This is a genomic window from Rhodococcus sp. G6(2025), from assembly GCF_058628105.1.
The window spans coordinates 3,262,607-3,283,109 of record NZ_CP179750.1 but is presented as its reverse complement, the minus strand read 5'-3'; the positions used below and the strand labels follow the sequence as shown (position 1 = coordinate 3,283,109).

The 20,503-nt window shown below is 68.1% G+C and carries 23 protein-coding genes; 12 read left to right on the top strand and 11 right to left on the bottom strand.

Annotation, left to right across the window (positions count from 1 at the left end; all coding sequences use genetic code 11):
* Window positions 1–159: 159 nt before the first annotated feature.
* Both ACLIVD_RS14980 and mqo read right to left on the bottom strand, forming a co-directional pair.
* Window positions 160–660: a GNAT family N-acetyltransferase gene (locus tag ACLIVD_RS14980; RefSeq protein ID WP_491932634.1), complete on the bottom strand. Its 501-nt coding sequence runs from the start codon at window positions 658–660 to the stop codon at window positions 160–162.
* Between the two features lie 64 nt (window positions 661–724).
* Window positions 725–2,269, bottom strand: coding sequence for a malate dehydrogenase (quinone) (mqo, locus tag ACLIVD_RS14975; protein WP_491932632.1), 1,545 nt, complete (start codon window positions 2,267–2,269; stop codon window positions 725–727).
* A 121-nt stretch (window positions 2,270–2,390) separates the two neighbouring features.
* On the opposite strand from mqo, the gene ACLIVD_RS14970 reads away from it, so the two are divergent.
* The 3 genes from ACLIVD_RS14970 to ACLIVD_RS14960 are packed head-to-tail and all read left to right on the top strand — an operon-like array spanning window position 2,391 to window position 5,109.
* Entirely contained in the window at window positions 2,391–3,401 is a 1,011-nt protein-coding gene (locus ACLIVD_RS14970) for an alpha/beta hydrolase (protein WP_491932631.1), read from the top strand.
* Window positions 3,398–4,783 (top strand): mycothione reductase, encoded by a 1,386-nt coding sequence (mtr, locus tag ACLIVD_RS14965; RefSeq protein ID WP_491932630.1) that lies wholly within the window; start codon window positions 3,398–3,400, stop codon window positions 4,781–4,783. Before ACLIVD_RS14970 ends, mtr begins: the two co-directional genes overlap by 4 nt.
* Window positions 4,780–5,109, top strand: a complete 330-nt coding sequence (locus tag ACLIVD_RS14960) for a YnfA family protein (RefSeq protein WP_280784616.1) — start codon at window positions 4,780–4,782, stop codon at window positions 5,107–5,109. Before mtr ends, ACLIVD_RS14960 begins: the two co-directional genes overlap by 4 nt.
* 30 nt (window positions 5,110–5,139) lie before the next feature.
* Here the strand turns inward: ACLIVD_RS14960 and ACLIVD_RS14955 are convergent, their stop codons facing one another.
* A complete protein-coding gene (locus ACLIVD_RS14955) occupies window positions 5,140–5,706 on the bottom strand; it encodes an alpha/beta fold hydrolase (protein ID WP_011598449.1) in 567 nt (188 codons plus the stop codon).
* 103 nt (window positions 5,707–5,809) lie between these two features.
* Between ACLIVD_RS14955 and ACLIVD_RS14950 the strand changes: the two genes are divergently transcribed.
* The 3 genes from ACLIVD_RS14950 to ACLIVD_RS14940 are packed head-to-tail and all read left to right on the top strand — an operon-like array spanning window position 5,810 to window position 7,769.
* Entirely contained in the window at window positions 5,810–6,172 is a 363-nt protein-coding gene (locus tag ACLIVD_RS14950) for a GntR family transcriptional regulator (protein WP_005259287.1), read from the top strand.
* Complete coding sequence (locus tag ACLIVD_RS14945) at window positions 6,169–7,074, top strand: ABC transporter ATP-binding protein (RefSeq protein WP_491932629.1); 906 nt, start codon at window positions 6,169–6,171, stop codon at window positions 7,072–7,074. The genes ACLIVD_RS14950 and ACLIVD_RS14945 overlap by 4 nt, the downstream gene beginning before the upstream one ends.
* Entirely contained in the window at window positions 7,071–7,769 is a 699-nt protein-coding gene (locus tag ACLIVD_RS14940; protein ID WP_283334773.1) for an ABC transporter permease, read from the top strand. The genes ACLIVD_RS14945 and ACLIVD_RS14940 overlap by 4 nt, the downstream gene beginning before the upstream one ends.
* On the opposite strand, the gene ACLIVD_RS14935 is transcribed toward ACLIVD_RS14940, so the two are convergent.
* The 4 genes from ACLIVD_RS14935 to ACLIVD_RS14920 form a co-directional block, all read right to left on the bottom strand.
* Complete coding sequence (locus ACLIVD_RS14935; RefSeq protein WP_283334774.1) at window positions 7,766–9,304, bottom strand: cobyric acid synthase; 1,539 nt, start codon at window positions 9,302–9,304, stop codon at window positions 7,766–7,768. The genes ACLIVD_RS14940 and ACLIVD_RS14935 overlap by 4 nt on opposite strands.
* A complete protein-coding gene (gene map, locus ACLIVD_RS14930; RefSeq protein ID WP_283353839.1) occupies window positions 9,301–10,158 on the bottom strand; it encodes a type I methionyl aminopeptidase in 858 nt (285 codons plus the stop codon). Before map ends, ACLIVD_RS14935 begins: the two co-directional genes overlap by 4 nt.
* A 61-nt stretch (window positions 10,159–10,219) precedes the next feature.
* Window positions 10,220–10,927, bottom strand: a complete 708-nt coding sequence (locus ACLIVD_RS14925; protein ID WP_105419360.1) for a GntR family transcriptional regulator — start codon at window positions 10,925–10,927, stop codon at window positions 10,220–10,222.
* Window positions 10,928–10,970: 43 nt separating this feature from the next.
* Window positions 10,971–11,105, bottom strand: a complete 135-nt coding sequence (locus ACLIVD_RS14920) for a hypothetical protein (protein ID WP_283353838.1) — start codon at window positions 11,103–11,105, stop codon at window positions 10,971–10,973.
* A 128-nt stretch (window positions 11,106–11,233) separates the two neighbouring features.
* Between ACLIVD_RS14920 and ACLIVD_RS14915 the strand changes: the two genes are divergently transcribed.
* The 4 genes from ACLIVD_RS14915 to ACLIVD_RS14900 are packed head-to-tail and all read left to right on the top strand — an operon-like array spanning window position 11,234 to window position 15,105.
* Window positions 11,234–12,271, top strand: coding sequence for a 2-aminoethylphosphonate ABC transporter substrate-binding protein (locus ACLIVD_RS14915; protein ID WP_477954283.1), 1,038 nt, complete (start codon window positions 11,234–11,236; stop codon window positions 12,269–12,271).
* A gap of 2 nt (window positions 12,272–12,273) precedes the next feature.
* Window positions 12,274–13,443, top strand: a complete 1,170-nt coding sequence (locus ACLIVD_RS14910) for an ABC transporter ATP-binding protein (protein ID WP_317571365.1) — start codon at window positions 12,274–12,276, stop codon at window positions 13,441–13,443.
* The gene (locus ACLIVD_RS14905; RefSeq protein ID WP_317571366.1) at window positions 13,440–14,345 is read left to right on the top strand and encodes a 2-aminoethylphosphonate ABC transporter permease subunit; all 906 of its coding nucleotides are present in this window, start codon (window positions 13,440–13,442) and stop codon (window positions 14,343–14,345) included. Before ACLIVD_RS14910 ends, ACLIVD_RS14905 begins: the two co-directional genes overlap by 4 nt.
* The gene (locus ACLIVD_RS14900; protein ID WP_491932628.1) at window positions 14,320–15,105 is read left to right on the top strand and encodes an ABC transporter permease; all 786 of its coding nucleotides are present in this window, start codon (window positions 14,320–14,322) and stop codon (window positions 15,103–15,105) included. Before ACLIVD_RS14905 ends, ACLIVD_RS14900 begins: the two co-directional genes overlap by 26 nt.
* A gap of 62 nt (window positions 15,106–15,167) precedes the next feature.
* On the opposite strand, the gene ACLIVD_RS14895 is transcribed toward ACLIVD_RS14900, so the two are convergent.
* Window positions 15,168–16,790, bottom strand: a complete 1,623-nt coding sequence (locus tag ACLIVD_RS14895) for an AMP-binding protein (protein ID WP_491932627.1) — start codon at window positions 16,788–16,790, stop codon at window positions 15,168–15,170.
* Window positions 16,791–16,899: 109 nt separating this feature from the next.
* Between ACLIVD_RS14895 and ACLIVD_RS14890 the strand changes: the two genes are divergently transcribed.
* Both ACLIVD_RS14890 and ACLIVD_RS14885 read left to right on the top strand, forming a co-directional pair.
* The gene (locus ACLIVD_RS14890) at window positions 16,900–17,775 is read left to right on the top strand and encodes a helix-turn-helix transcriptional regulator (RefSeq protein ID WP_418340933.1); all 876 of its coding nucleotides are present in this window, start codon (window positions 16,900–16,902) and stop codon (window positions 17,773–17,775) included.
* A 54-nt stretch (window positions 17,776–17,829) separates the two neighbouring features.
* Complete coding sequence (locus tag ACLIVD_RS14885) at window positions 17,830–19,251, top strand: APC family permease (protein ID WP_280781767.1); 1,422 nt, start codon at window positions 17,830–17,832, stop codon at window positions 19,249–19,251.
* Between the two features lie 16 nt (window positions 19,252–19,267).
* Here ACLIVD_RS14885 and ACLIVD_RS14880 read toward each other — a convergent pair whose 3' ends face one another.
* From ACLIVD_RS14880 to ACLIVD_RS14870, 3 genes are read right to left on the bottom strand one after another with little or no spacing between them, the layout of a single operon-like run.
* The gene (locus ACLIVD_RS14880; protein WP_280781766.1) at window positions 19,268–19,696 is read right to left on the bottom strand and encodes an AraC family transcriptional regulator; all 429 of its coding nucleotides are present in this window, start codon (window positions 19,694–19,696) and stop codon (window positions 19,268–19,270) included.
* The gene (locus tag ACLIVD_RS14875; protein WP_491932626.1) at window positions 19,693–20,190 is read right to left on the bottom strand and encodes a GyrI-like domain-containing protein; all 498 of its coding nucleotides are present in this window, start codon (window positions 20,188–20,190) and stop codon (window positions 19,693–19,695) included. Before ACLIVD_RS14875 ends, ACLIVD_RS14880 begins: the two co-directional genes overlap by 4 nt.
* A 1-nt stretch (window position 20,191) precedes the next feature.
* A complete protein-coding gene (locus ACLIVD_RS14870) occupies window positions 20,192–20,497 on the bottom strand; it encodes a hypothetical protein (RefSeq protein ID WP_105419381.1) in 306 nt (101 codons plus the stop codon).
* Window positions 20,498–20,503: the final 6 nt, after the last annotated feature.

Below are 20,503 nucleotides of genomic sequence, written 5' to 3'. Positions count from 1 at the left end.
GAGCTTTGGCCGGTACGAACGCCGCGGCAATCTGGCTGGGAGACCGGATCGGCAACCAGGGTGGTGGCAGCCGGTCAGAGATCCGTCACAGTGGCGGGACCGCGCCTGATTCGAACAGGACTTCCCCGCGGACATTCACCTGACGACCCTAGTCGGCGCTCACTGCGCGGCGCTCGACGGGGCCGCCTCCGCCGCCTCGTACGCAGCGCCGCCGCCGCGCCGCATGGGGACGTGCGGGATGCCGTCCTCGACGAACTCTTCGCCGTCCGGCTTGAAACCGTGCTTGGCGTACATGTCCACCAGATACGTCTGCGCGTTGATGCGGCACGGCGCGTCGCCGACCTCGGCGAGCGCGGCGCGCAGCAGACGCGTCGTGTGCCCCTGCCCGCGCGCCGGCCGCGACGTGCACAGCCGACCGATGCGGAACGACGTGGTGCCGTCGGCGTGCTCCTCGAGGAGGCGGAGAGTGCAGACCACCTGACCGTCCTGCTCCAGCCAGAAGTGGCGGGTCTCGGCCAGCAGATCACGGCCGTCGAGTTCCGGGTACGGGCACGCCTGCTCGACGACGAAGACCTCTACGCGAAGCTTGAGCAACTCGTAGAGCGTCTTGTTGTCGAGATCGAGTGCCCACGAACGCTTGAGTGCTGCAGTTGCCGTCATGACAGGCAACTATCGCACAGCACCGGCAAGTGTGCGCGCCCGCGAACCCGGGCCGGTCGGTGCGTCAGACCGCGACCGACGCGTCCTCCACCTTGCTGGTGTCGAGCTGGAGCACCTTCGACGTCCAGTCCCACACCTGCGAGAACAGCGCGGTGTCGTCGGAGAGCTTCACGCCCAGCGACGGCACCATTTCCTGGAGCTTCGGCTTCCACGACTCGTACTGGGTCGGGAAGCAGCGCTGCAGCACGTCGAGCATGGCGGGCACCGCGGTCGACGCACCCGGCGACGCGCCGAGCAGGCCCGCGATGGTGCCGTCAGCGGCGTTGACGACGGCGGTGCCGAACTCGAGAACGCCGCCCTTGCCCTTGGCTCGACGGATGACCTGGACGCGCTGGCCCGCGGTGATCAGTTCCCAGTCCTTGCCGAGCGCCTTCGGGACGAACTCCCGCAGGGTCTCGATCCGGCCGGCCTCGGACATCGCGAGCTCACTGATCAGGTACTTGACGAGACCGAGTTCGCTGACGCCGACACCGAGCATCGAGAGCAGGTTGTTCGGCTTGACCGAGCTGGGCAGGTCGGTGACGCGGCCCTGCTTGAGGAACTTGGGCGACCAGCCGGCGTACGGCCCGAACAGCAGTCCGGGCTTGTTGCCGATCACGCGGGTGTCGAGGTGCGGAACCGACATGGGCGGCGCGCCGACGGCGGCCTTGCCGTAGACCTTGGCGCGGTGCTGGTCGATGAGCTCCGGGTTGGTGCAGCGCAGGAACGCGCCGCTGACGGGGAACCCGCCGAAGCCCTTGGCCTCCTCGATGCCGGACTTCTGCAGCAGGTGCAGCGCACCGCCACCGGCGCCGACGAACACGAACTTGGCGCGCACGACCTTCTTCACACCGTTGCGGCGGTTGGTGACCTTGACCACCCAGCTGCCGTCGGACTGCTTGGTGAGGTCGGTGACCTCGTGCCCGAAGTGGACGACGCCGCCGGATGCGCCGACGTAACCGAGGAGCTGCTTGGTCAGGGCGCCGAAGTCGACGTCGGTGCCGTCCTGGGTCCAGTTGAGTGCGACGGGATCGCTGAAGTCGCGGCCCTTCGCCATCAACGGCAGGCGACGGGTGAACTCGTCGGGTGCGTCGATGTACTCCATGCCCGCGAACAGGGGGTGACCGGCGAGGGCGTCGTAGCGGGCCCGCAGGTACTTCGCGTTGGCCTCGCCGTGCACGAAGCTCACGTGCGGGATGGGGTTGATGAACTCCTTGGGGTGCGTGAGCACACCGCTCTCGACACCGTGCGCCCAGAACTGCCGCGACACCTGGAACTGCTCGTTCACGTTGACGGCCTTCGTGATGTCCACGGTGCCGTCGGCGTTCTGCGGGGTGTAATTGAGCTCACACAGCGCGGAGTGGCCGGTGCCCGCGTTGTTCCACGGGTCGCTGCTCTCGGCGGCTACTGCGTCGAGCCGCTCGAATGTGGTGATCGACCAATCGGGCTGCACCTGACGCAGGATCGCTCCCAGCGTCGCGCTCATGATGCCCGCGCCAACCAGCACTACATCCGTTTTCGTCTCTACCGCATTCTGATCTGACACTGGAGTATCGACTTCCTTGTCCATAGCCGTACGCGCATACGCCTGCCGTGTTCGCCGGATAGGTTACCCGCGCGTATGAGCGAGAATCACCTGCCCCAATTGTGCGCCTCCCCGCGCCCCCGAATCGCACATTAGATTGTGATCTGTGACTACATGGGCTCCCGACGTTCTCGGCGACGGATATCAGCAGCTGACCATTCCTCTCGGCACCGACCCGGACCGCGAGGGCGAGGTGAAGGCGACGCTGATCCGCTACCAGCCCGCGCAGGAGACGAAGAAGACCGGCCGCGCCGTGCTCTACGTTCACGGATTCACCGACTACTTCTTCCAGAAGCACTTGGCCGAGCACTTCGCCGAACAGGGTTACGCGTTCTTCGCGCTCGACCTGCGCAAGTGCGGCCGCTCGCTCGAACCCGGCCAGACGCCGCACTTCGTCTCCGATCTGACGCTGTACGACGCCGAGCTGAACGAGGCGTTGCGCCAGGTCAGGGAACAGACCGGTGACGGGGAGGTCCTGCTGGTCGCGCATTCGACGGGCGGTCTGGTTCTGCCGCTGTGGCTGCACCGCCTGCAGCGCAAGCCGGGCGGCACCGCGGCACTCGGCATCAGCGGGGTCATCCTCAACAGCCCGTGGTTCGACCTGCAGGGTCCGTCGTATCTGCGGAACGTGGGGACGGTGGCCGTCGATGCGCTCGGGCGCGTCAAACGCAAGTCGATCATCCCGAAGACCGGGCTCGACACGTACGGCGTGAGCCTGCACGTGGAGGGCAACGGCATCTGGAATTACAACCTCGACTGGAAGCCGCTGAGCGGTTTTCCGGTGACGTTCGGGTGGTTGCGCGCGGTACGCCGCGGCCATGCCCAGTTGCACCGCGGTCTCGACATCGGGGTTCCGGCCCTGATCCTCCGGTCCAAGGCGTCGTACTTCGCGCCGCGGTACGACCCCAGGGTGGACACGGCCGACGCCGTCCTCGACGTCCGGCAGATCGCCCGCTGGGCGGGGTGCCTCGGTGACCGCACCACGATCGTGCCCATCGCGGGCGCCCGGCACGACGTGTTCCTGTCCGCCGACAAGCCCCGGGCGGAGGCGTTCGCCGAAGTGGACCTCTGGCTCGACTGGTTGCACGGCCACAACGCTGCGGAGGCCAACCGATGACACATTTCGATCTGGCGATCATCGGTTCGGGGTCCGGAAACTCGTTGCCCGACGAACGCTTCGCCGACAAGACGGTCGCGATCCTGGAGGAGGGCATCTTCGGCGGGACGTGCCTGAACGTGGGTTGCATCCCGACGAAGATGTTCGTCTACGCCGCGGAGGTGGCCCGCACGGTCGGCAATTCCGCGAAGTACGGCGTCGACGCAGAGCTCGAGGGGGTGCGCTGGCCGGACATCGTCAAACGGGTCTTCGGCCGAATCGACCCGATCTCGGCAGGCGGGGAGCGCTACCGCGCCGAGGACAGCCCGAACACCACGCTGTTCCGCGGGCACGCGACGTTCGTGGGCCCACGGACCCTCGACACCGGTACCGGGGAGGTCGTCACGGCCGACCAGGTGGTGATCGCGGCCGGGTCCCGGCCGATCATTCCCTACGTGGTCCGGGAATCCGGTGTGCGGTACTACACGAACGACGACATCATGCGGTTGCCGGAGCTGCCCGAGCGCATGGTGATCATCGGTGCGGGATACATCGCCGCCGAGTTCGCGCACGTGTTCTCCGCGCTCGGCACCCGGGTGTCGCTGATCGCGCGCAGCTCCCACCTGCTGCGGCACCTCGACGAGGACGTTTCGCGCCGGTTCACGGATCTCGCCCAGAAGAAATGGGACGTGCACCGCGGCAGCGCCGTCGCGGCCGTGCGCCGCGACGGTGACGGCGTCGCGGTCGAACTCGAGGACGGCACCGTCGTCTCGGGTGACGTTCTCCTGGTGGCGACCGGGCGGCAGTCGAACGGCGACGCCATCGGGGCCGCCGCCGGTGGCATCGACCTCGACGACGAGGGACGCGTCGTGGTCGACGACTACCAACGGACCAGTGCCGAAGGCGTTTTCGCGCTCGGTGACGTCTCCTCGCCGTACCAGCTCAAGCACGTCGCCAACCACGAGGCGCGAGTGGTTCAGCACAATCTCCTGCAGGACGCGTGGAAGGACACGTCGGGTCTGCGCGCCGCGGACCACCGGTTCGTACCCGCCGCCGTGTTCACCGACCCGCAGATCGCGCACGTCGGGCTGACCGAGGCCGAGGCCCGGGAGGCGGGCTGGGACATCACGGTGAAGGTGCAGGCGTACGGCGACGTCGCCTACGGGTGGGCGATGGAGGACGACGAGGGGCTGTGCAAGGTCATCGCCGAACGCGGCACCGGGCGTCTGCTCGGTGCGCACGTGATCGGCGCCCAGGCACCCACGGTGATCCAGCCGCTGATCCAGGCGATGAGCTTCGGGCTGACGGCGCAGCAGATGGGGCGGGGACAGTACTGGATCCACCCGGCGCTGCCCGAGGTCGTCGAGAACGCTCTCCTCGGCCTCGAGCTGCCGCCCGAGTGACGGTCGCCAAGTCCGTCGCGCTGTTCGCCGTCGCGGCGCTGTTCGAGATCGGCGGCGCGTGGCTGGTGTGGCAGGGCGTCCGCGCGCACCGGGGCTGGATCTGGATCGGCGCCGGTGTGGCGGCGCTCGGTGCGTACGGGTTCGTCGCGACGATGCAGCCGGACGCCCACTTCGGCCGCATCCTCGCCGCGTACGGCGGGGTGTTCGTCGCGGGCTCGCTGATCTGGGGCATGGTGGCGGACGGTTTCCGCCCGGACCGCTGGGACGTCTCGGGCGCCCTGATCTGCCTGCTGGGCATGGCCGTCATCATGTACGCCCCACGCTGAGCACGGTTGCGCTCGGCGTGGGGCCGGGATCTACCAGGGGCTGGTACGGAGGACGATCTCGGTGGCCAGCTCCGCCGCCGCCGCGGCCGGGACGTTGGTGACGTCGTCGAGTTGTACGACGCGGAAGTCGGAGTAGACGAAGCGGCCGCTCGCGTCCGCCTCGGCACGCCGGTCGGGGCTGCCGACCATCACGGTCGTGGGGAGTTCGACCGGCGGGCAGTCGGATCCGCGCACCGCACCGGCGGAGTCGGGTGCCGCCGGATGCCCCCGGTCGGCCACCACGAGGCTGGCGAAGCGTCCGAACTGGCGAGCCGCCAGCGACCACGCCAGTTCGGCTCCTTCGCGGCTGCCGACGAGGTTGACCCACCCGACCTTCAGTTCGTCGAGCAGAGCCATGATCGTCGTCTCGTCGAGACCGGTGATGTCCTCGGGCACGATCGTGCGCAGATCGGAATTGTGCAGGCGCTCGCAGACGCCGTCGTAGACATCCGGTCCGTCGCCGGCCCCCGGCAGTAGGAGAACGGTGTGTTTGCTCTCCGGTCCGTCGATGCGGACCGTGCAGGTTCCATTTCCCACCGCCACGTGCGTCAGTTCCATGGGCTAAAAACTACGCGATCGGGGACGTCTTGCGCTCGGACCTCCCTGGTTCTATGGTTCATTACATGAGCAATGAACCGATCAACCGACGAGGCGGGCGTCGATGATCGACAACGGCAGACCGCTGTTCCAGCAGATCGCAGAACTCATCGAGAACTCGATCATCGACGGAACCCTTCCCGAGGAAGGCCAGGTGCCGTCCACCAACGAACTCGCCGCGTTCCACCGGATAAACCCGGCGACCGCAGCCAAGGGGCTGAATCAGCTCGTCGCCGACGGGATCCTCTACAAGAAGAGGGGAATCGGAATGTTCGTCACCTCCGGCGCCCGGAACGCGCTGCGCTTCCGGCGACGCGAACGGTTCGCGCGCCAGTTCATCGACCCGCTCGTCACCGAGGCGGACAAACTCGGCGTCAGCATCGCCGAACTCAAGACCATGCTCGACCAACGGGAGGGAGCACGATGATCGGCACAGCATTCGACACGAAGACGGTCGCCTCGGCGCGGGGCCTCGGCAAGCGATTCGGCGACTTCGTCGCACTCGACGGGATCGACTTCTCCCTGCAGGAGAACAAGATCTACGGCCTCCTCGGCCGCAACGGCGCCGGCAAGACCACGCTCATGCAGATCCTCACCGGCCAGGAGTTCCAGACTTCGGGCACGGTCGAGATCTTCGGTCAGGCTCCGCACGAGAATTCCCGGGCACTCACCGACGTGTGCTTCGTCAAGGAGAGCCAGAAATACCCGGACGAATTCAAGGTCGGGCACGTCCTCGCGACCGCACGGCACCTGCTCCCCCACTGGAACGAGGAGTTCGCACAGACACTGCTGGAGGATTTCGACCTTCCGTTGTGCCGCAAGGTGAAGAAGCTGTCGCGGGGCATGACGTCCGCGCTCGGCGTGACGGTCGGTCTCGCCTCCCGCGCACCGCTCACCCTGTTCGACGAGCCGTATCTCGGCCTCGACGCGGTGGCACGGCACCTCTTCTACGACCGGCTTCTCGCCGACTACGCCGAACACCCGCGCACGGTCGTGCTCTCCACACACCTCATCGACGAGGTCAGCGACCTGATCGAACACGTGATCCTGATCGACAAGGGACGGATCATCCTCGACGAGGACACCGACGCGCTGCGCGAAGGCGCCGTCGTCGTCTCCGGCCTGGCTTCGCTCGTCGCCGACTTCACCTCGAACAAGACTGTCCTGCACCGTGAATCGCTGGGTAATCACGAACGGGCAACCGTGCAGACCACCCTGTCGGATTCCGAACGGGACCGGGCGGTCGACGAAGGCCTGCATTTCGAGCCGCTCAGCCTTCAGCAACTCGTGGTCCGCAGCACCACGGCCACCAAGGAGGACGCACGATGACGAACCGGGTCCTGACCGTCTCCCGCATCCACACCGTCGCCTGGCCCCTGCTCGTCGCGTGGCCACTGGGCGTGCTGGTCGCGTCGTTCACGATCGGTGCGGCCATCTTCGCGATGGTGGGCGACACCGGCAGCGACACCAACTTCACCGGCGGCGTCTTCTCGCTGTTCGGGTTCGCTCTCGCGTTCTACCTGCAGGCCATGACACAGACGTTCCCGTTCGCACTGGGGATGAGCGTCACCCGACGCGACTATTTCGCGGCCACCCTGATCGTCGCCGCCGTCCAGGTCTTCGTGTTCGGGGTAATGCTCTACGGACTGTCGCTGATCGAGGAGGCCACCGGCGGCTGGGGTGTGGGGATGCGGATGTTCGCGATACCCAACTACTTCACGTCCGACCCGGTCATACAACTGGCCGCCTACTTCGCCTTCCTGTCACTGACCGCGGCGGCCGGAATGTTCCTGGGCGCACTGCATCACCGGTGGCGGGTGGTGGGGCTCTTCACGCTCGGCGTCGGCACTCTCCTCGCCGCAGGCGCCGCCGCGTTCGTGATCACGTGGCAGAAGTGGTGGCCGGACATCGGCCACTGGTTCGCCGCCGCGCCCCGGTCGGTGCCGATGGTGTGGCTGCCGGCACTGGCCGCGGCCGCGGGGATCATCGCGGCGTGGGCGCTCGTCCGCCGCGCGACGGCCTAACGCACCAGGGTCGACGCGATGGCCGGAAGGCCTTCCGGGGCACCTGCGCCGAGGAGGTCCTCCAGGGCACGGAGATCGAGGTTCTGCTCCACCAGATCCGCCAGCAGATCGAGTTGAGCGGTCCGGATCGCGGCGACATCCGTGTCGGGTGCGGTGACGAAACCGGTTCTCCCCGCGTGATCGGCCACGTCGTCCAGCAGGAGCCGGCGGAAACGGTCGGTCTCCAGCAGTCCGTGCCAGTGCGTGCCGTACACGGCGCCGCGGATACTGCCTTCCGCGGCGCCGCTGCTCGCGTGGAGCAGGGGCTCGTCGCCGTTGCGCCGCACCCGGCCGTGATGGATCTCATACCCGGACACCGGAACTCCGTGGGCGTTGCCGCGCACCTGCGCGAGCACCTTGTCCGGGGCGAACTCCACCTCGAGGTCGAGCAGTCCGAGACCGGGCACCGCACCCCGGCCGGATTCGACGTCGTCGACGATCACGGACCCGAGCATCTGGTAGCCGCCACACACGCCGAGCACCGGACCGCCGCGTTTCGCGTGCGCGGCGATCGCATCCGCGATGCCGTTGCGGCGCAACCACTCCAGATCCGACACGGTCGACTTGCTGCCGGGCAGGACGATCAGGTCGGCGTCCTCCAGCCGCGACGGATCGGTGACCCAGCGCACCGACACCCCGGGTTCGCACGCGAGCGCCTCGACGTCCGTCGAATTGGAGATGCGGGGCAGGCGGATCGCGGCCACCCGCAGCCAGTCGTCGCCGATCGGTGGCGCCGGACGTCCGACCGGGGCGTCCCCCACCACACCGAGCGAATCCTCCGCGTCGAGCCACAGGTCCTCGGCGAAGGGAATCACCCCGAGCGTCGGGCGTCCCGTCACGGCCGTCAACTGCTCGAGGCCCGGCCCCAGCAACGACACGTCGCCGCGGAACTTGTTGATCACGAATCCCGCGATCAACGCCTGGTCGTCCGGTTCGAGGACCGCCACGGTGCCGAACAGGTGGGCGAGCACTCCACCGCGGTCGATGTCGCCGACGACGATCACCGGCAGGCCCGCGGCCCGGGCGAGCCCCATGTTGGCGAGGTCGGTGGCTCGCAGGTTGATCTCGGCGGGTGAGCCCGCTCCCTCACAGATCACGACGTCGTAGTCGGCGCGCAGCGACGCCAGTTCCTCGGCGACCACCGCACGCAGGTGCTGCCGGTGCTCGATGTAGTCGCGGGCTCCGACGGACGTGACCGCGCGGCCGCGCACCACCAATTGCGACGTGCGGTCGCTCCCCGGTTTCAGCAGTACGGGGTTGAAGCGGACACTCGGCTCGAGTCCGCAGGCCGCGGCCTGCAGCGCCTGCGCCCGGCCGATCTCGCCGCCGTCCAGCGTGACGACGGAGTTGTTCGACATGTTCTGCGCCTTGAACGGCGCCACCCGGACACCTCGCCGCGCGAGCATCCGGCACAGTCCCGCGACGAGCACACTCTTGCCCGCGTCGGACGTGGTGCCGGCGACGAGCAGGGCGCCCTTCCACCGGCTCTCACTCAAGGCAGGGTGAGGATCTCGTTGCCGGTCTCGGTGACCACGATGGTGTGCTCGAACTGAGCCGTCCACTTGCGATCCTTGGTGACGACGGTCCAGTCGTCGTCCCAGATCTCCCAGCCGATGTCGCCGAGGTTGATCATCGGTTCGATCGTGAACACCATGCCGGGTTCGATGACCGTGTCCACGGAGGGCTCGTCGTAGTGGAGGACGACGAGGCCGTTGTGGAAGGTGGTGCCGATGCCGTGTCCGGTGAAGTCGCGGACCACGCCGTAGCCGAAGCGGTGCGCGTACGACTCGATGACGCGGCCGATGACGTTGAGCGCACGGCCGGGCTTGACGGCTTTGATGGCGCGCATCGTCGCCTCGTGGGTCCGCTCCACCAGCAACCGGTTCTCCTCGGCGACGTCCCCGGCGAGGAACGTGGCGTTGGTGTCCCCGTGCACGCCGCCGATGTACGCGGTGACGTCGATGTTGACGATGTCGCCGTCCTGGATCACCGTCGAGTCGGGGATGCCGTGGCAGATCACCTCGTTCAGCGACGTGCAGCACGACTTGGGGAAACTCTTGTATCCGAGCGTCGACGGGTAGGCGCCGTGATCGATCATGTACTCGTGCGCGATGCGGTCGAGCTCGTCGGTGGTGACACCCGGCGCCACCGCCTTACCGGCCTCCTGCAGGGCCTGCGCCGCGATCTTGCTCGCCACCCGCATGGCCTCGATGGTCTCCGGGGTCTGCACCCACGGCTCGTTGCCTTCCTTCGCCGTGGGCTTCCACGCATACTCGGGACGCTCGATCCCCGCCGGTACGGCGAGGACGGGCGACACGGTTCCGGGGCTCAGTGCTGTGCGGACAGACATGGGTACCAGGTTAGCCCCGTGCACGACCCGGACGCCCCCGGACCCGTCGTGCGCGTCGACATCACTCCCGCAGTGTGGTGAGAAAGGCGATCCGGTCGCCGCGGTAGAGGGAACGCACCCGTTCGATCGGGACGCCGTCGGTGTCGAGCGAGACACGATGGAGCCGCAGCATCGGCATCGCGGTGGTCGAGTCGAGCAGCGCGGCCTCCCGCGGGGAGGCCAGCACCGTCTCGATCCGCTCGGTCGCCGACGCGAACACCACGCCGGTCTCGCGGATCGCCGCGTACAGCGAGGTGCCCGGGTCGAACCTGCGCGCCATCTCCCCGAACCGTTCGGCGGGCAGATGGGTGCTTTCGAGCCCGATCTTCTCGTCGTCCGCGAGCAGGACGCGTTCGAGGTGGATCACCGGCGCCCCGAACGCGAGACCGAGCGCCTCGGCGAGGTCCGCGTCGGCACCGAGCTCCTCGAACGTCACCAGTTCGCGCCCGGGCACCCGGCCCTGACTGAGCGCACCCTCGGTGTAGGACCGCAACGACAGCGGCTGCACGAGCTTCGGGCTGGCGACGACGGTGCCGCGGCCGCGACGTTCGACGCGACCCTCGACCAGCAGTTCGTGGATGGCCTGCCGCACCGTCTCGCGGGACACCGTGAACCGCAGGGCCAGTTCCCGCTCCGCAGGGACCGCGTCCCCCACCTCGAGTTCGGCGAGGATCGACTCGAGTTCGGTGCGGACCCGGTAGTACTTGGGGACGTTCCGCGTTTCCGTCATGGTGTGGGTATCACCGTGTCTCGTACTGTGCGCGCGACGGCAATCACGTCGTCGACCCTCTGAATTGCGGTGTGAGCCAGTCGCACCCCTCGCCGTCGTAGACGCAGCACAGCGACCGCAGCGCCACCGTAGTGTCGATCAACGCGGACTCCCCGGACGCGCCGCTGTCGTCGTTCATGCGGCCGAGCGTACCCGAAAAATGGTCTATACCAATTGTTCACCTGCCGTTCTTCTCGCAGTGGCCCACTGGTCTAGACCAAACGGCAAGCTCCGTTTCGCAATCCCCCTCATCGTTAGGAACCCGTCATGCGTCTTCGCCCCCGGATCGCCGCTGCCGCCCTGGCCGCGACCGTCCTCACCCTCGGAACCGCCTGCGGCGGAACCGGCACCGCCGCCGGTTCGGGCACCGACACCGTCACCGTCTACAGCGCCGACGGGCTCTCCGGTTGGTACAAATCGCGTTTCGACGCCTTCACCGCACAGACCGGGATCGCGGTGAACCTCGTCGAGGCCGGATCCGGCGAAGTCGTCTCTCGCCTCGAGAAGGAACAGTCGAACCCGCAGGCCGACGTCGTCGTCACGCTGCCGCCGTTCATCCAGAAGGCCGACTCCCAGGGACTGCTCGTTCCGAGCGGTGTCGACGCCTCCGCGGTTCCCGCGGCGGAGAAGGACGCGGCCGGTCACTTCGTTCCCGTCGTCGAGAACTACCTGTCCTTCATCGCCAACCCGGCGGCCTCGCCTGCTCCCCGGACCTGGGACGACCTGCTGTCCGACCAGTTCAAGGGCAAGATCCAGTACTCGACCCCCGGCCAGGCCGGCGACGGCACCGCGGTGCTGCTGCTCCTGCAGCACCTGAGGGGCAAGGACGGCGCACTCGACTATCTCACCAAGCTTCAGGTCAACAACGTGGGACCGTCGTCCTCGACCGGCAAGCTGCAGCCGAAGGTCAGCAACGGCGAACTGCTCGTCGCCAACGGTGACGTCCAGATGAACCTCACGTCCATCGCCGAGGACGGTTCGACATTCGACCTCTTCTTCCCCGCCGCCGCCGACGGCACCCGCACCACCGTCGCCCTGCCGTACGTGATGGGTCTGACGAAGGGCGCGCCCCGCAGCGAGCAGGGCAGACAATTGATGGAGTTCCTGCTGTCCGAGGAGTCGCAGAAGACGGTCGCCGACGACGCGCTCGGCATGTCGGTCCGCGAAGACGTGCGCGCCACCGCGGGCGAGAGCGCCCCGGCGCGAGCACTGCAGGGGGTGCAGGTGTGGTCGCCGAACTGGAACGACGTACTCACCGAACTCGATTCGGACATCGCGGCGTACCAGAAGGCCACCGGGAGCTGATCGTGTCGGGAACTCCAGCCAGGCGGGCACAGCCGTCGCACACCACTGCGGTCCGCGGAGTCACCGACTTCTCCGCGCCGGCCATCACGTTCGACCGCGTCACCGTCGGCTACGGCCGCGGCAAGGGCGTGACTCACGCCCTGATCGACTTCAACCTGCGCGTCGGCCGCGGTGAGACGGTGGCCCTGCTCGGCCCGAGCGGCTCCGGAAAGTCGACCGCACTGAAGGCACTCGCGGGATTCGTCCGCCCCACTTCGGGTTCCGTGCGGCTCGGATCCCGCGACGTCACCGACCTACCACCCGCGAAACGGGGAATCGGCGTCGTCGTGCAGTCCTACGCGCTGTTTCCGCACATGCGGGTGGCCGACAACGTCGCGTTCGGCCTCCGCTCCCAACGGGTGCCGCGCGCGCAGATCGGCGCGCGGGTGGCCGAGGCACTCGACATGGTCGGCATGTCCGCCTACGGCAAGCGCCTGCCCCGCGAACTGTCGGGCGGACAGCAGCAGCGGATCGCGATCGCGCGGGCCCTCGCGATCCGGCCCTCGGTTCTGCTGCTCGACGAACCGCTCGCCGCGCTGGACGCCCAACTGCGCGAGAGCATGCTCGGTGAGCTCGCGGGGCTGCGGGCGGCCCTGCCCGACACTGCGATGCTCTACGTCACGCACGATCAGAGCGAGGCGCTGGCACTGGCGGACCGGATCGCCGTCATGCGGAACTCCCGGCTCGCCGACATCGACACCGCCGAGAATCTCTGGAAGCGGCCGCCGAGCAGTTTCACCGCGGAATTCCTCGGCGGCGCCAACCTGCTGCCGTGCACCGTCACCCGGGTGATCGGGACGTCGGCGCTCGTGTCGATCGGCGGCGTTCCCGTCACTGCAACCGCGCCACAACCCGACATCGGGCACGTGGAGTGGGAGTCGGACCTGCCCGCGTTCCTGTGTGTCCGCCCGCACGCGGTGACGCTGACGGCGCCCGGCGCGCGGGGTTCGTTCTCGGCGCGGATCGTCTCGACGGTGTGGCGGGGATCGACCACGCGGATCACGCTCGCCGTCGACGATTTCGAGGGAGTGCAGGTGGACGCGGACGTGTCCGGTCACGACCAGCGTGGTCCGGGCACCGTCGTCGGCGTGCAGTTCCCGTCCGACGGCAGCGTCCTGGTACCGGCGACATGACCGCGACCCTCGAGCGTCCGCCCGCCGCGACGGCACCGCTCTCCCGCGAGCCGTTCCGGTGGCGAGGCATCGCGTGGACGCTCCCACCCCTGCTGCTCGTACTCGGATTCGCCGTCTACCCGATGGCGCGGGTGCTCACCGAATCCCTCGACTCCGAGACCGGTTCGGGTCTGGACAACTGGTCCAGGGTGCTCGGCTCGGAACTGTTCCGCACAGCCCTGTGGCGGACGGTGCAGATCGCCGCCCTCTCCACCCTCGGCTGCGTGATCCTCGGCACGTTCCTCGCGCTCGTCCTGGCGTTCGTCCCGTTCACGGGATCGAAGGTCGTGGGACGGCTGATCGACGCGGTGCTGTCGCTGCCGTCGTTCCTGATCACGCTGGCGTTCACGTTCCTCTACGGCACCGCCGGGGCAGTGAACGCGCTGATCGCGCGGATCACCGGCGACGCCGACGGACCGCTGAACTTCCTCGGCACCCCACTCGGGGTGATCGCCGCGGAGGTCACGTTCTTCACGCCGTTCGTCGTCCGCCCCCTGCTCGCCGCGTTCACCCAGATCCCCCGCGAACAACTCGACGTCGCCGCCAGTCTCGGGGCGTCGCCGCTGCGGGTGCTCCGGACCGTGGTGATGCCCGAGGCGTGGCCCGCACTGCTGGCGGGTGGATCGCTGGTGCTACTGCTCACCCTCAACGAGTTCGGCATCGTCCTGTTCACGGGCGCCAAGGACGTGGTGACGCTGCCCGTCCTGATCTACACGCGCGGCATCGTCACTTTCGACCTGCCGGGCGCGGCCGTGATCGCCACCGTCCAGGTGGCGCTGTCGCTGACCCTGTACTGCACATACCGATTCGTGTTCGCCACGCTGACGGGAGGCAGCCGTGCTGCTGTGGACGAGAAGGTCTAGAGCCCTGACTCTGGGCGTGTTCGCGGTCGTCGTGACCGTCGTGTTCGTGGCTCCGATCGCCACCGTGATCGCGGCCGCGCTGGCCGGGTCCTGGACGGGCCCACTGCCGTCGGACCTCGGCGGCCGGAACTTCGCGAAGGCACTGTCCGACGAGAACCTCGCCAGTCTCACCGTCAGCCTGCAGACGGCGTTCGTCGCGGGCGCACTGGCACTGGTGGTCGGGACGTGGGCGGCACTGGCAGCGCGTGAGGCGCCGACGTGGTTGTGCCGCATCACCGACGCCGTCTTCCACCTGCCGATCGCGATCCCGTCCGTGGCGATCGGACTGGGTCTGCTGATCGCGTTCAACTCACGGCCGCTCCTGCTCGGCGGAACGAAGTGGATCGTCATCCTGGCGCACACGATCCTCGTGCTGGCGTTCACGTTCAGCACCGTCTCGGCGGCTCTGGACCGCCTCGATCCCGCCTACCGGCAGGCCGCCGAATCCCTCGGCGCCGGTCCCACCCGGGTCCTGCTGCGGATCACGCTGCCGCTCCTGCTGCCTGCGCTCGGCGCCGCCGCGGGCCTGTCGATCGCGCTGTCGATGGGCGAACTGGGCGCCACCGTGATGGTGTATCCGGCGACCTGGAAGACGTTGCCGGTGAGCATCTTCGGGCTCACCGATCGCGGTCAGGTCTTTCTCGCCGCGGCCGACACCACGCTGCTGCTCGCGGTCACCCTCCTCGCGTTGCTGGTCGTCGGCCGCATCCGCGGGCGCTGACGCACCCGTGCGCCTTTCTGGTAGCTGGAGCTACCAGAAAGGCGCACGGGCGGCGGAGCCGCCTACTTCTGGCGGAGCAGGTACCGCTGCACCTTGCCGCTGGGGGTCTTGGGCAGGTTGGGGACGAAGTGCACGGTGCGCGGGTAGGCGTGCGCCGCGAACTTCTTCTTCACCAGCGTCTGCAGTTCGACCTCCAGTTCGTCGGTCCCGTCGACGCCTTCGCGCAGGACCACGAACGCCTCGAGCACCTCACCGCGCAACTCGTCGGGCATCCCGACGACCGCAGCCTCGACGACCTCGTCGTGCATCACGAGCACACTCTCGACGTCGAAGGGCCCGATCCGGTAGCCGGCCATGATGATCACGTCGTCGTCGCGGGCGGAGAAGAAGAAGAAGCCGTCCTCGTCGGTCTGCCCGGCGTCGCCGGTGAGATACCAGCGACCGTCGGCGGTGAACCGCTGCGCGGTCTTCTCCGGGGCGTCGACGTAGCCGGCGAACCACATCAGTGGGCTGCCCAGCGTGTCGATCGCGACCCGACCCGGGGTGCGCGGCGGCGCGATCGCGTCGGAGTCGTCCTCGAGGACGGCGCACGCCCACCCCGGCAGCGGTTTGCCCATGGACCCGTCGCGCACCTCGTCCCGCAGTCCGTCGGCCCAGGAGTTGGCGATGAACATGCCGTGCTCGGTCTGGCCGTAGTGGTCGCGCACGAACACGTTCAGGTTGGCCTCGGCCCACGAGATCACGTCGGGGGTGAGCGGTTCACCCGCCGACGACGCGCGCCGCAGTGTCACCGTCTCGGGGATCGGCGTGGGGTCGGCCCGCAGGCTGCGGTAGACCGTGGGCGCGGCGGCGAAGTTGGTGACGCCGAAGCGCTCCATCACCTGCCAGGTGAGGGGCGCGGAGAACCCGGCGTGCAGCAGGATGCTGCGGATGCCCGCGGCGAGGGGCCCGAGCAGGGCGTAGTACAGGCCGTACGCCCAGCCGGGGTCGGCGGCGTTCCAGAACACGTCGTCCTTGCGGACGTCGAGGCCGAACTCCTGGTAGGCGTGGAACGACGCGAGGGCCCGCAGCCGCACCGGCACCCCCTTCGGTGTGCCGGTCGTGCCGCTGGTGAACAACTGGACGAGGGGGCCGTCGCCGCCGACCGTGACGGCCGCACCCTTCGCATCCGCGGGGTCGTGCGACTCCACGAGCGTCGCGAAGTCGAGCGCATCGGTGCCGGCCCCGCCCACGACGACGACCTGCCAGGACGCGTCCGCGGGGATGTCCTCCCCTGGAGTCAGCTTGTCGAGCTGGTTGGCGTCGGAGACCACGACCTTCGCCCCGCTCGCGCCCAGCCGGAACGCGATCGCGGGCGGCGCGAACGCGGTGAACAGGGGAACGTGGACGGCACCCCGGCGCCAGATGCCGAGCAGCGCGACGACCAGTTCGGCCGACTTGCCCATCAGCGTCGCGACGTGGTCGCCCGGCTCGACGCCGAGGTCGGCGAGTGCGGCGGCGAATCGCGTGGACTGCTCGCGCAGGTAGCCGTAGGTGAGGTCCGTCGACGACAGATCCGATTCGACGACGGTGAATGCCACGTCGTCGGCGGGGTGTCGATCACACAGCAGTTCCGCGGCGGACGCCGTCGGCGTGTCGTACTGGTCCAGCAGCTCACGCACGCGTGCGGTGGGATCGGTGGTCATGCGGTACTCCTTGTGCTCTCATGGCCTGTGACAGATGATCGGGCCGTCGCCCGAACTCACTACGGTTATGATCTAGCTCACAGACCGCTGTGACTACCCCCGGAAAGGGGTGACCGACTTGGTTGCTCGTGCACCGTCGCTGCTGCGCCCTCGGGACGGGGACGCACTTCGGGGTGAGCTGCGCTCCATCGCAGCTCACGGTGTCGCGCCGGTCCTGTTCGGCGGCGAGGTCCAGGACGGCACACTGCACCTCAGCGAGTTCGTCGGCACCCGCACCAACAACCTCAAGGGCCTCGCAATCCCCTCGCGTTCCGGTCTCGGTGGCCGCGTCGTCGCCCAGCGCACACCGGTGGCGGTCAACGACTACGGCCGCTCCTCGACCATTACCCACCACTACGACCGGCCCGTCCTCAGTGAGGGACTCCGGTCCATCCTCGCGGTGCCGGTCATGGTGCGGGGCAGTTCGCGCGCGGTGCTCTACGCCGCCATCCGCGACTGCGCACCGATCGGCGACCGCACCGCCGACATCGTCGTCGCGGCGTCCCGGCGCCTCGGCACCGAGATCGCCATCCGGGACGAGGTCGATCGCCGCCTCGAGATGATGAAGACGCTCGACGTCAGCGGCGCCGGCGGCGCCACCACCGAGGAACTCCGCAACATCCACGCGGAGCTGCGGAGTGTCGCACAGACCGTCGCCGACACGTCGTTGCAGGCCCGTCTCCGCGGGCTGTCGCAGCGACTGGCGGGCATTCTGCGTCCGGACGCCGACAGCGCGGACGAGGACCCCGGCGTCCGCCTCACCCCACGCGAGATCGACGTCCTGTCTCACGTGGCCCTGGGATGCACCAACAGTGAAGCAGCACAGCGCCTCTCGGTGGGACCGGAGACGGTGAAGAGTTACCTGCGCAGTGCCATGAGCAAGCTCGACGCACGGTCGCGGCACGAGGCGGTGGTCACCGCGCGCAGGCTCGGGCTGCTCCCCTAGCGAACACAGTCTCCTCGAACGAGGGACGCAGGCGGTAGCGAAAGGCGGTGGATCATGGGATCGACAGCGGACGCCACGAGTTCGAACGCACCGGATTCGAATTCGCCCGAACAGCCGAGCCTCAAGCGGGTGATGGGCCCGGGGCTGCTCCTGCTGTTCATCGTCGGAGACATCCTCGGCACCGGCATCTACGCGCTCACCGGAAAGGTGGCCAATCAGGTCGGGGGCGCGGTGTGGCTGCCGTTCCTGGTGGCGTTCGTCGTCGCGATCATCACCGCATTCAGTTATCTGGAGCTGGTCACCAAGTTCCCGAAGGCCGCGGGCGCCGCGCTGTACACGCACAAGGCGTTCGGGGTGCACTTCCTCACGTACATGGTCGCGTTCGCGGTGATGTGCTCGGGAATCACGTCCGCGTCGACGGCGTCGCGGGCGTTCGCCGCCAATTTCGTCGAGGCGTTCGACCTCGACTTCTCCACCGGGATCGGCATCACTCTGCTCGGTCTCGGCTTCATGACGCTGGTGGGTCTCGTCAACTTCCGCGGAGTCAGCGAGAGCGTCAAGACCAACGTCGTCCTCACCTGCGTCGAGCTGTCCGGTCTCCTGATCATCATCATGATCGGGCTGTGGGCCCTCGGCGTCGGAGACGGCGACTTCTCCCGGGTGGCCACGTTCGACACCGGCGACCGATCCGCACTCGGCGCGGTCGTCGCGGGCACCGCCCTCGCCTTCTTCGCGATGGTCGGGTTCGAGGACTCGGTCAACATGGCCGAGGAATGCAAGGAACCGAGCCGCATCTTCCCCAAGGTCCTGCTGACCGGCCTGATCATCACCGGCTGCATCTACGTGTTCGTGTCGATCACCGCGATCGCTCTCGTGCCCGTGAGCGAACTCGGCGAGGGTGACACCCCGCTGCTGAAGGTCGTTCAGGCCGGGGCGCCCGGGTTCCCGATCGGGATCTTCGCATTCATCACCATGTTCGCCGTCGCCAACACGGCGCTGATCAACATGCTGATGGCGAGCCGGTTGCTGTACGGCATGAGCCGCGAGGGCGTCCTGCCTCCCCCACTCGGCAAGGTTCACGCCACGCGGCGCACACCGTACGTTGCCATCGTCTTCACCACGATCCTCGCCTTCGGCCTCATCACGTTCGTCGGTGAAGTCCCCGAACTCGGCGGCACCACCGCGCTGCTGCTGCTGGGCGTGTTCACCATCGTCAACATCACCGTGCTCGTCTTGCGCAAGCAGCCGGTGGAGCACAAGCATTTCCGGGTGCCGACCATCTTTCCGATCATCGGCGCCCTCACGTGTGGCTTCCTGGTCACTCCTTTCGCCGACCGTCCCGCGGTGCAGTACCAGATCGCGGGCGTTCTCCTCGGAATCGGTGTCGTGCTGTGGGCCGGGACCGTCCTCGTGAACAAGAGGCTCGGCAAGAGCGGGCCCCAGATCGACCCCGAGAAACTCGCCGAGCACGAGTGACCCGCCCGGTCGCCGCTCAGTACAACGAGAGGAACAGTTCGACGGACCCGTCCGGATGATGCACCTCGAAGTCCTCCGCGAAGGCGCGTTCGATCCGGCCGCGCGCCGCCGCGTAGTCGGCGACGCTCCACGTCTCGGCGAGCGCCTCCGGTTCCGATTCGTCCTCGCAACAGAATCGGGCGAAATAGCCGGAACGCACGCCGACCAGGACGTCGCCGGGTTCCATCTTGTCGGTCGAATCGCACGGGTATCCGACGACGACCGTGAACGTGCGCGGCGGCGGGGACGCCGCGTAGACGACGAAGATCTCGGAGATCCCCCGATCCCTGATCCGCTCCACCGTGTAGTCGACGAGTTCCCGGCCCGGCCCGGGACGTCCGGGTTTGCCTTCGGGAATGGTCAGGCCCACAAACGATTCGGCCTGCCTCTTGACGATCTCGATCATCGCTTCTCACCCATCACACTCGACCCCGCCGCACTCGACGGCGCCCCGGACTCGTCCACGTGGATCGGAATGTACAGATCCACGGCGTAGGCGTGGGGGTACGCTTCGAGGTCCCCGGTGTACGTCCGCTCGATGTCGCCGTTCGTCTCCGCCTCGCTGACCTGCGCCCACAGCCGCAGCATCACGTCGGGAAACATTCCCCGCGAAGAGAATTTGGCGTACGTGCCGGGCGGTATCCGCGAAATGACGTGACCCCGAGTGGCGTCGTCCACCGTCGCGCATTCGTACCCGACGATCTGGGTGTAATACGACTCGACGTCGGGAGCGAAGTCGATGTAGGTGGACGCGAGCGGTCCCCCGACCTCGTGGTGGAGCACGCGCGTCCATGCACGGTCCAGGCGGGGGTCGCTCAGTTTCCCCAACGCCCGCTGGGGGCTTCGCACGGGCAGACCGGCCACCAGGGTCTCGCCGCGTTCGATGATCTCGAACCCCATGTCAGATCGCATCCTCGAGAACGTGTGCGTCGCGAACGCCGACGCAGGGCACCCCTCGAGCCCGCGCCAGCTGCATCGCCATCGCATCGGATGGCGAACAGAGTCCGTCCAGGACGTCCTCGGTCGCGATCGCGCAGACGACGTCACCCTCACATTCGCTGATCGATTCCATTCCACGGTCGGAAGCCCACTGCCGCAACGCAACCCACCGCGTAAGCTCCGTACCGGCGCCCGGGCGCCCGACGAACAACACCCTCCGGGTGCCGTTCGCTGTCTCCACGCGGTTCACTTCTGCACTGATGGTCATGGTCCG

What these genes read in the sequence shown, in the direction of transcription:
- ACLIVD_RS14875 (WP_491932626.1), bottom strand. Translation starts at nt 20,190, where the DNA reads ATGGGGTTCGAGATCATCGAACGCGGCGAGACCCTGGTGGCCGGTCTG.
- mqo (WP_491932632.1), bottom strand. Translation starts at nt 2,269, where the DNA reads ATGGACAAGGAAGTCGATACTCCAGTGTCAGATCAGAATGCGGTAGAG.
- ACLIVD_RS14915 (WP_477954283.1), top strand. Translation starts at nt 11,234, where the DNA reads ATGCGTCTTCGCCCCCGGATCGCCGCTGCCGCCCTGGCCGCGACCGTC.
- ACLIVD_RS14980 (WP_491932634.1), bottom strand. Translation starts at nt 660, where the DNA reads ATGACGGCAACTGCAGCACTCAAGCGTTCGTGGGCACTCGATCTCGAC.
- ACLIVD_RS14945 (WP_491932629.1), top strand. Translation starts at nt 6,169, where the DNA reads ATGATCGGCACAGCATTCGACACGAAGACGGTCGCCTCGGCGCGGGGC.
- mtr (WP_491932630.1), top strand. Translation starts at nt 3,398, where the DNA reads ATGACACATTTCGATCTGGCGATCATCGGTTCGGGGTCCGGAAACTCG.
- ACLIVD_RS14920 (WP_283353838.1), bottom strand. Translation starts at nt 11,105, where the DNA reads ATGAACGACGACAGCGGCGCGTCCGGGGAGTCCGCGTTGATCGACACT.
- ACLIVD_RS14870 (WP_105419381.1), bottom strand. Translation starts at nt 20,497, where the DNA reads ATGACCATCAGTGCAGAAGTGAACCGCGTGGAGACAGCGAACGGCACC.
- ACLIVD_RS14895 (WP_491932627.1), bottom strand. Translation starts at nt 16,790, where the DNA reads ATGACCACCGATCCCACCGCACGCGTGCGTGAGCTGCTGGACCAGTAC.
- ACLIVD_RS14880 (WP_280781766.1), bottom strand. Translation starts at nt 19,696, where the DNA reads ATGATCGAGATCGTCAAGAGGCAGGCCGAATCGTTTGTGGGCCTGACC.
- ACLIVD_RS14885 (WP_280781767.1), top strand. Translation starts at nt 17,830, where the DNA reads ATGGGATCGACAGCGGACGCCACGAGTTCGAACGCACCGGATTCGAAT.
- ACLIVD_RS14905 (WP_317571366.1), top strand. Translation starts at nt 13,440, where the DNA reads ATGACCGCGACCCTCGAGCGTCCGCCCGCCGCGACGGCACCGCTCTCC.
- ACLIVD_RS14955 (WP_011598449.1), bottom strand. Translation starts at nt 5,706, where the DNA reads ATGGAACTGACGCACGTGGCGGTGGGAAATGGAACCTGCACGGTCCGC.
- ACLIVD_RS14950 (WP_005259287.1), top strand. Translation starts at nt 5,810, where the DNA reads ATGATCGACAACGGCAGACCGCTGTTCCAGCAGATCGCAGAACTCATC.
- ACLIVD_RS14925 (WP_105419360.1), bottom strand. Translation starts at nt 10,927, where the DNA reads ATGACGGAAACGCGGAACGTCCCCAAGTACTACCGGGTCCGCACCGAA.
- map (WP_283353839.1), bottom strand. Translation starts at nt 10,158, where the DNA reads ATGTCTGTCCGCACAGCACTGAGCCCCGGAACCGTGTCGCCCGTCCTC.
- ACLIVD_RS14940 (WP_283334773.1), top strand. Translation starts at nt 7,071, where the DNA reads ATGACGAACCGGGTCCTGACCGTCTCCCGCATCCACACCGTCGCCTGG.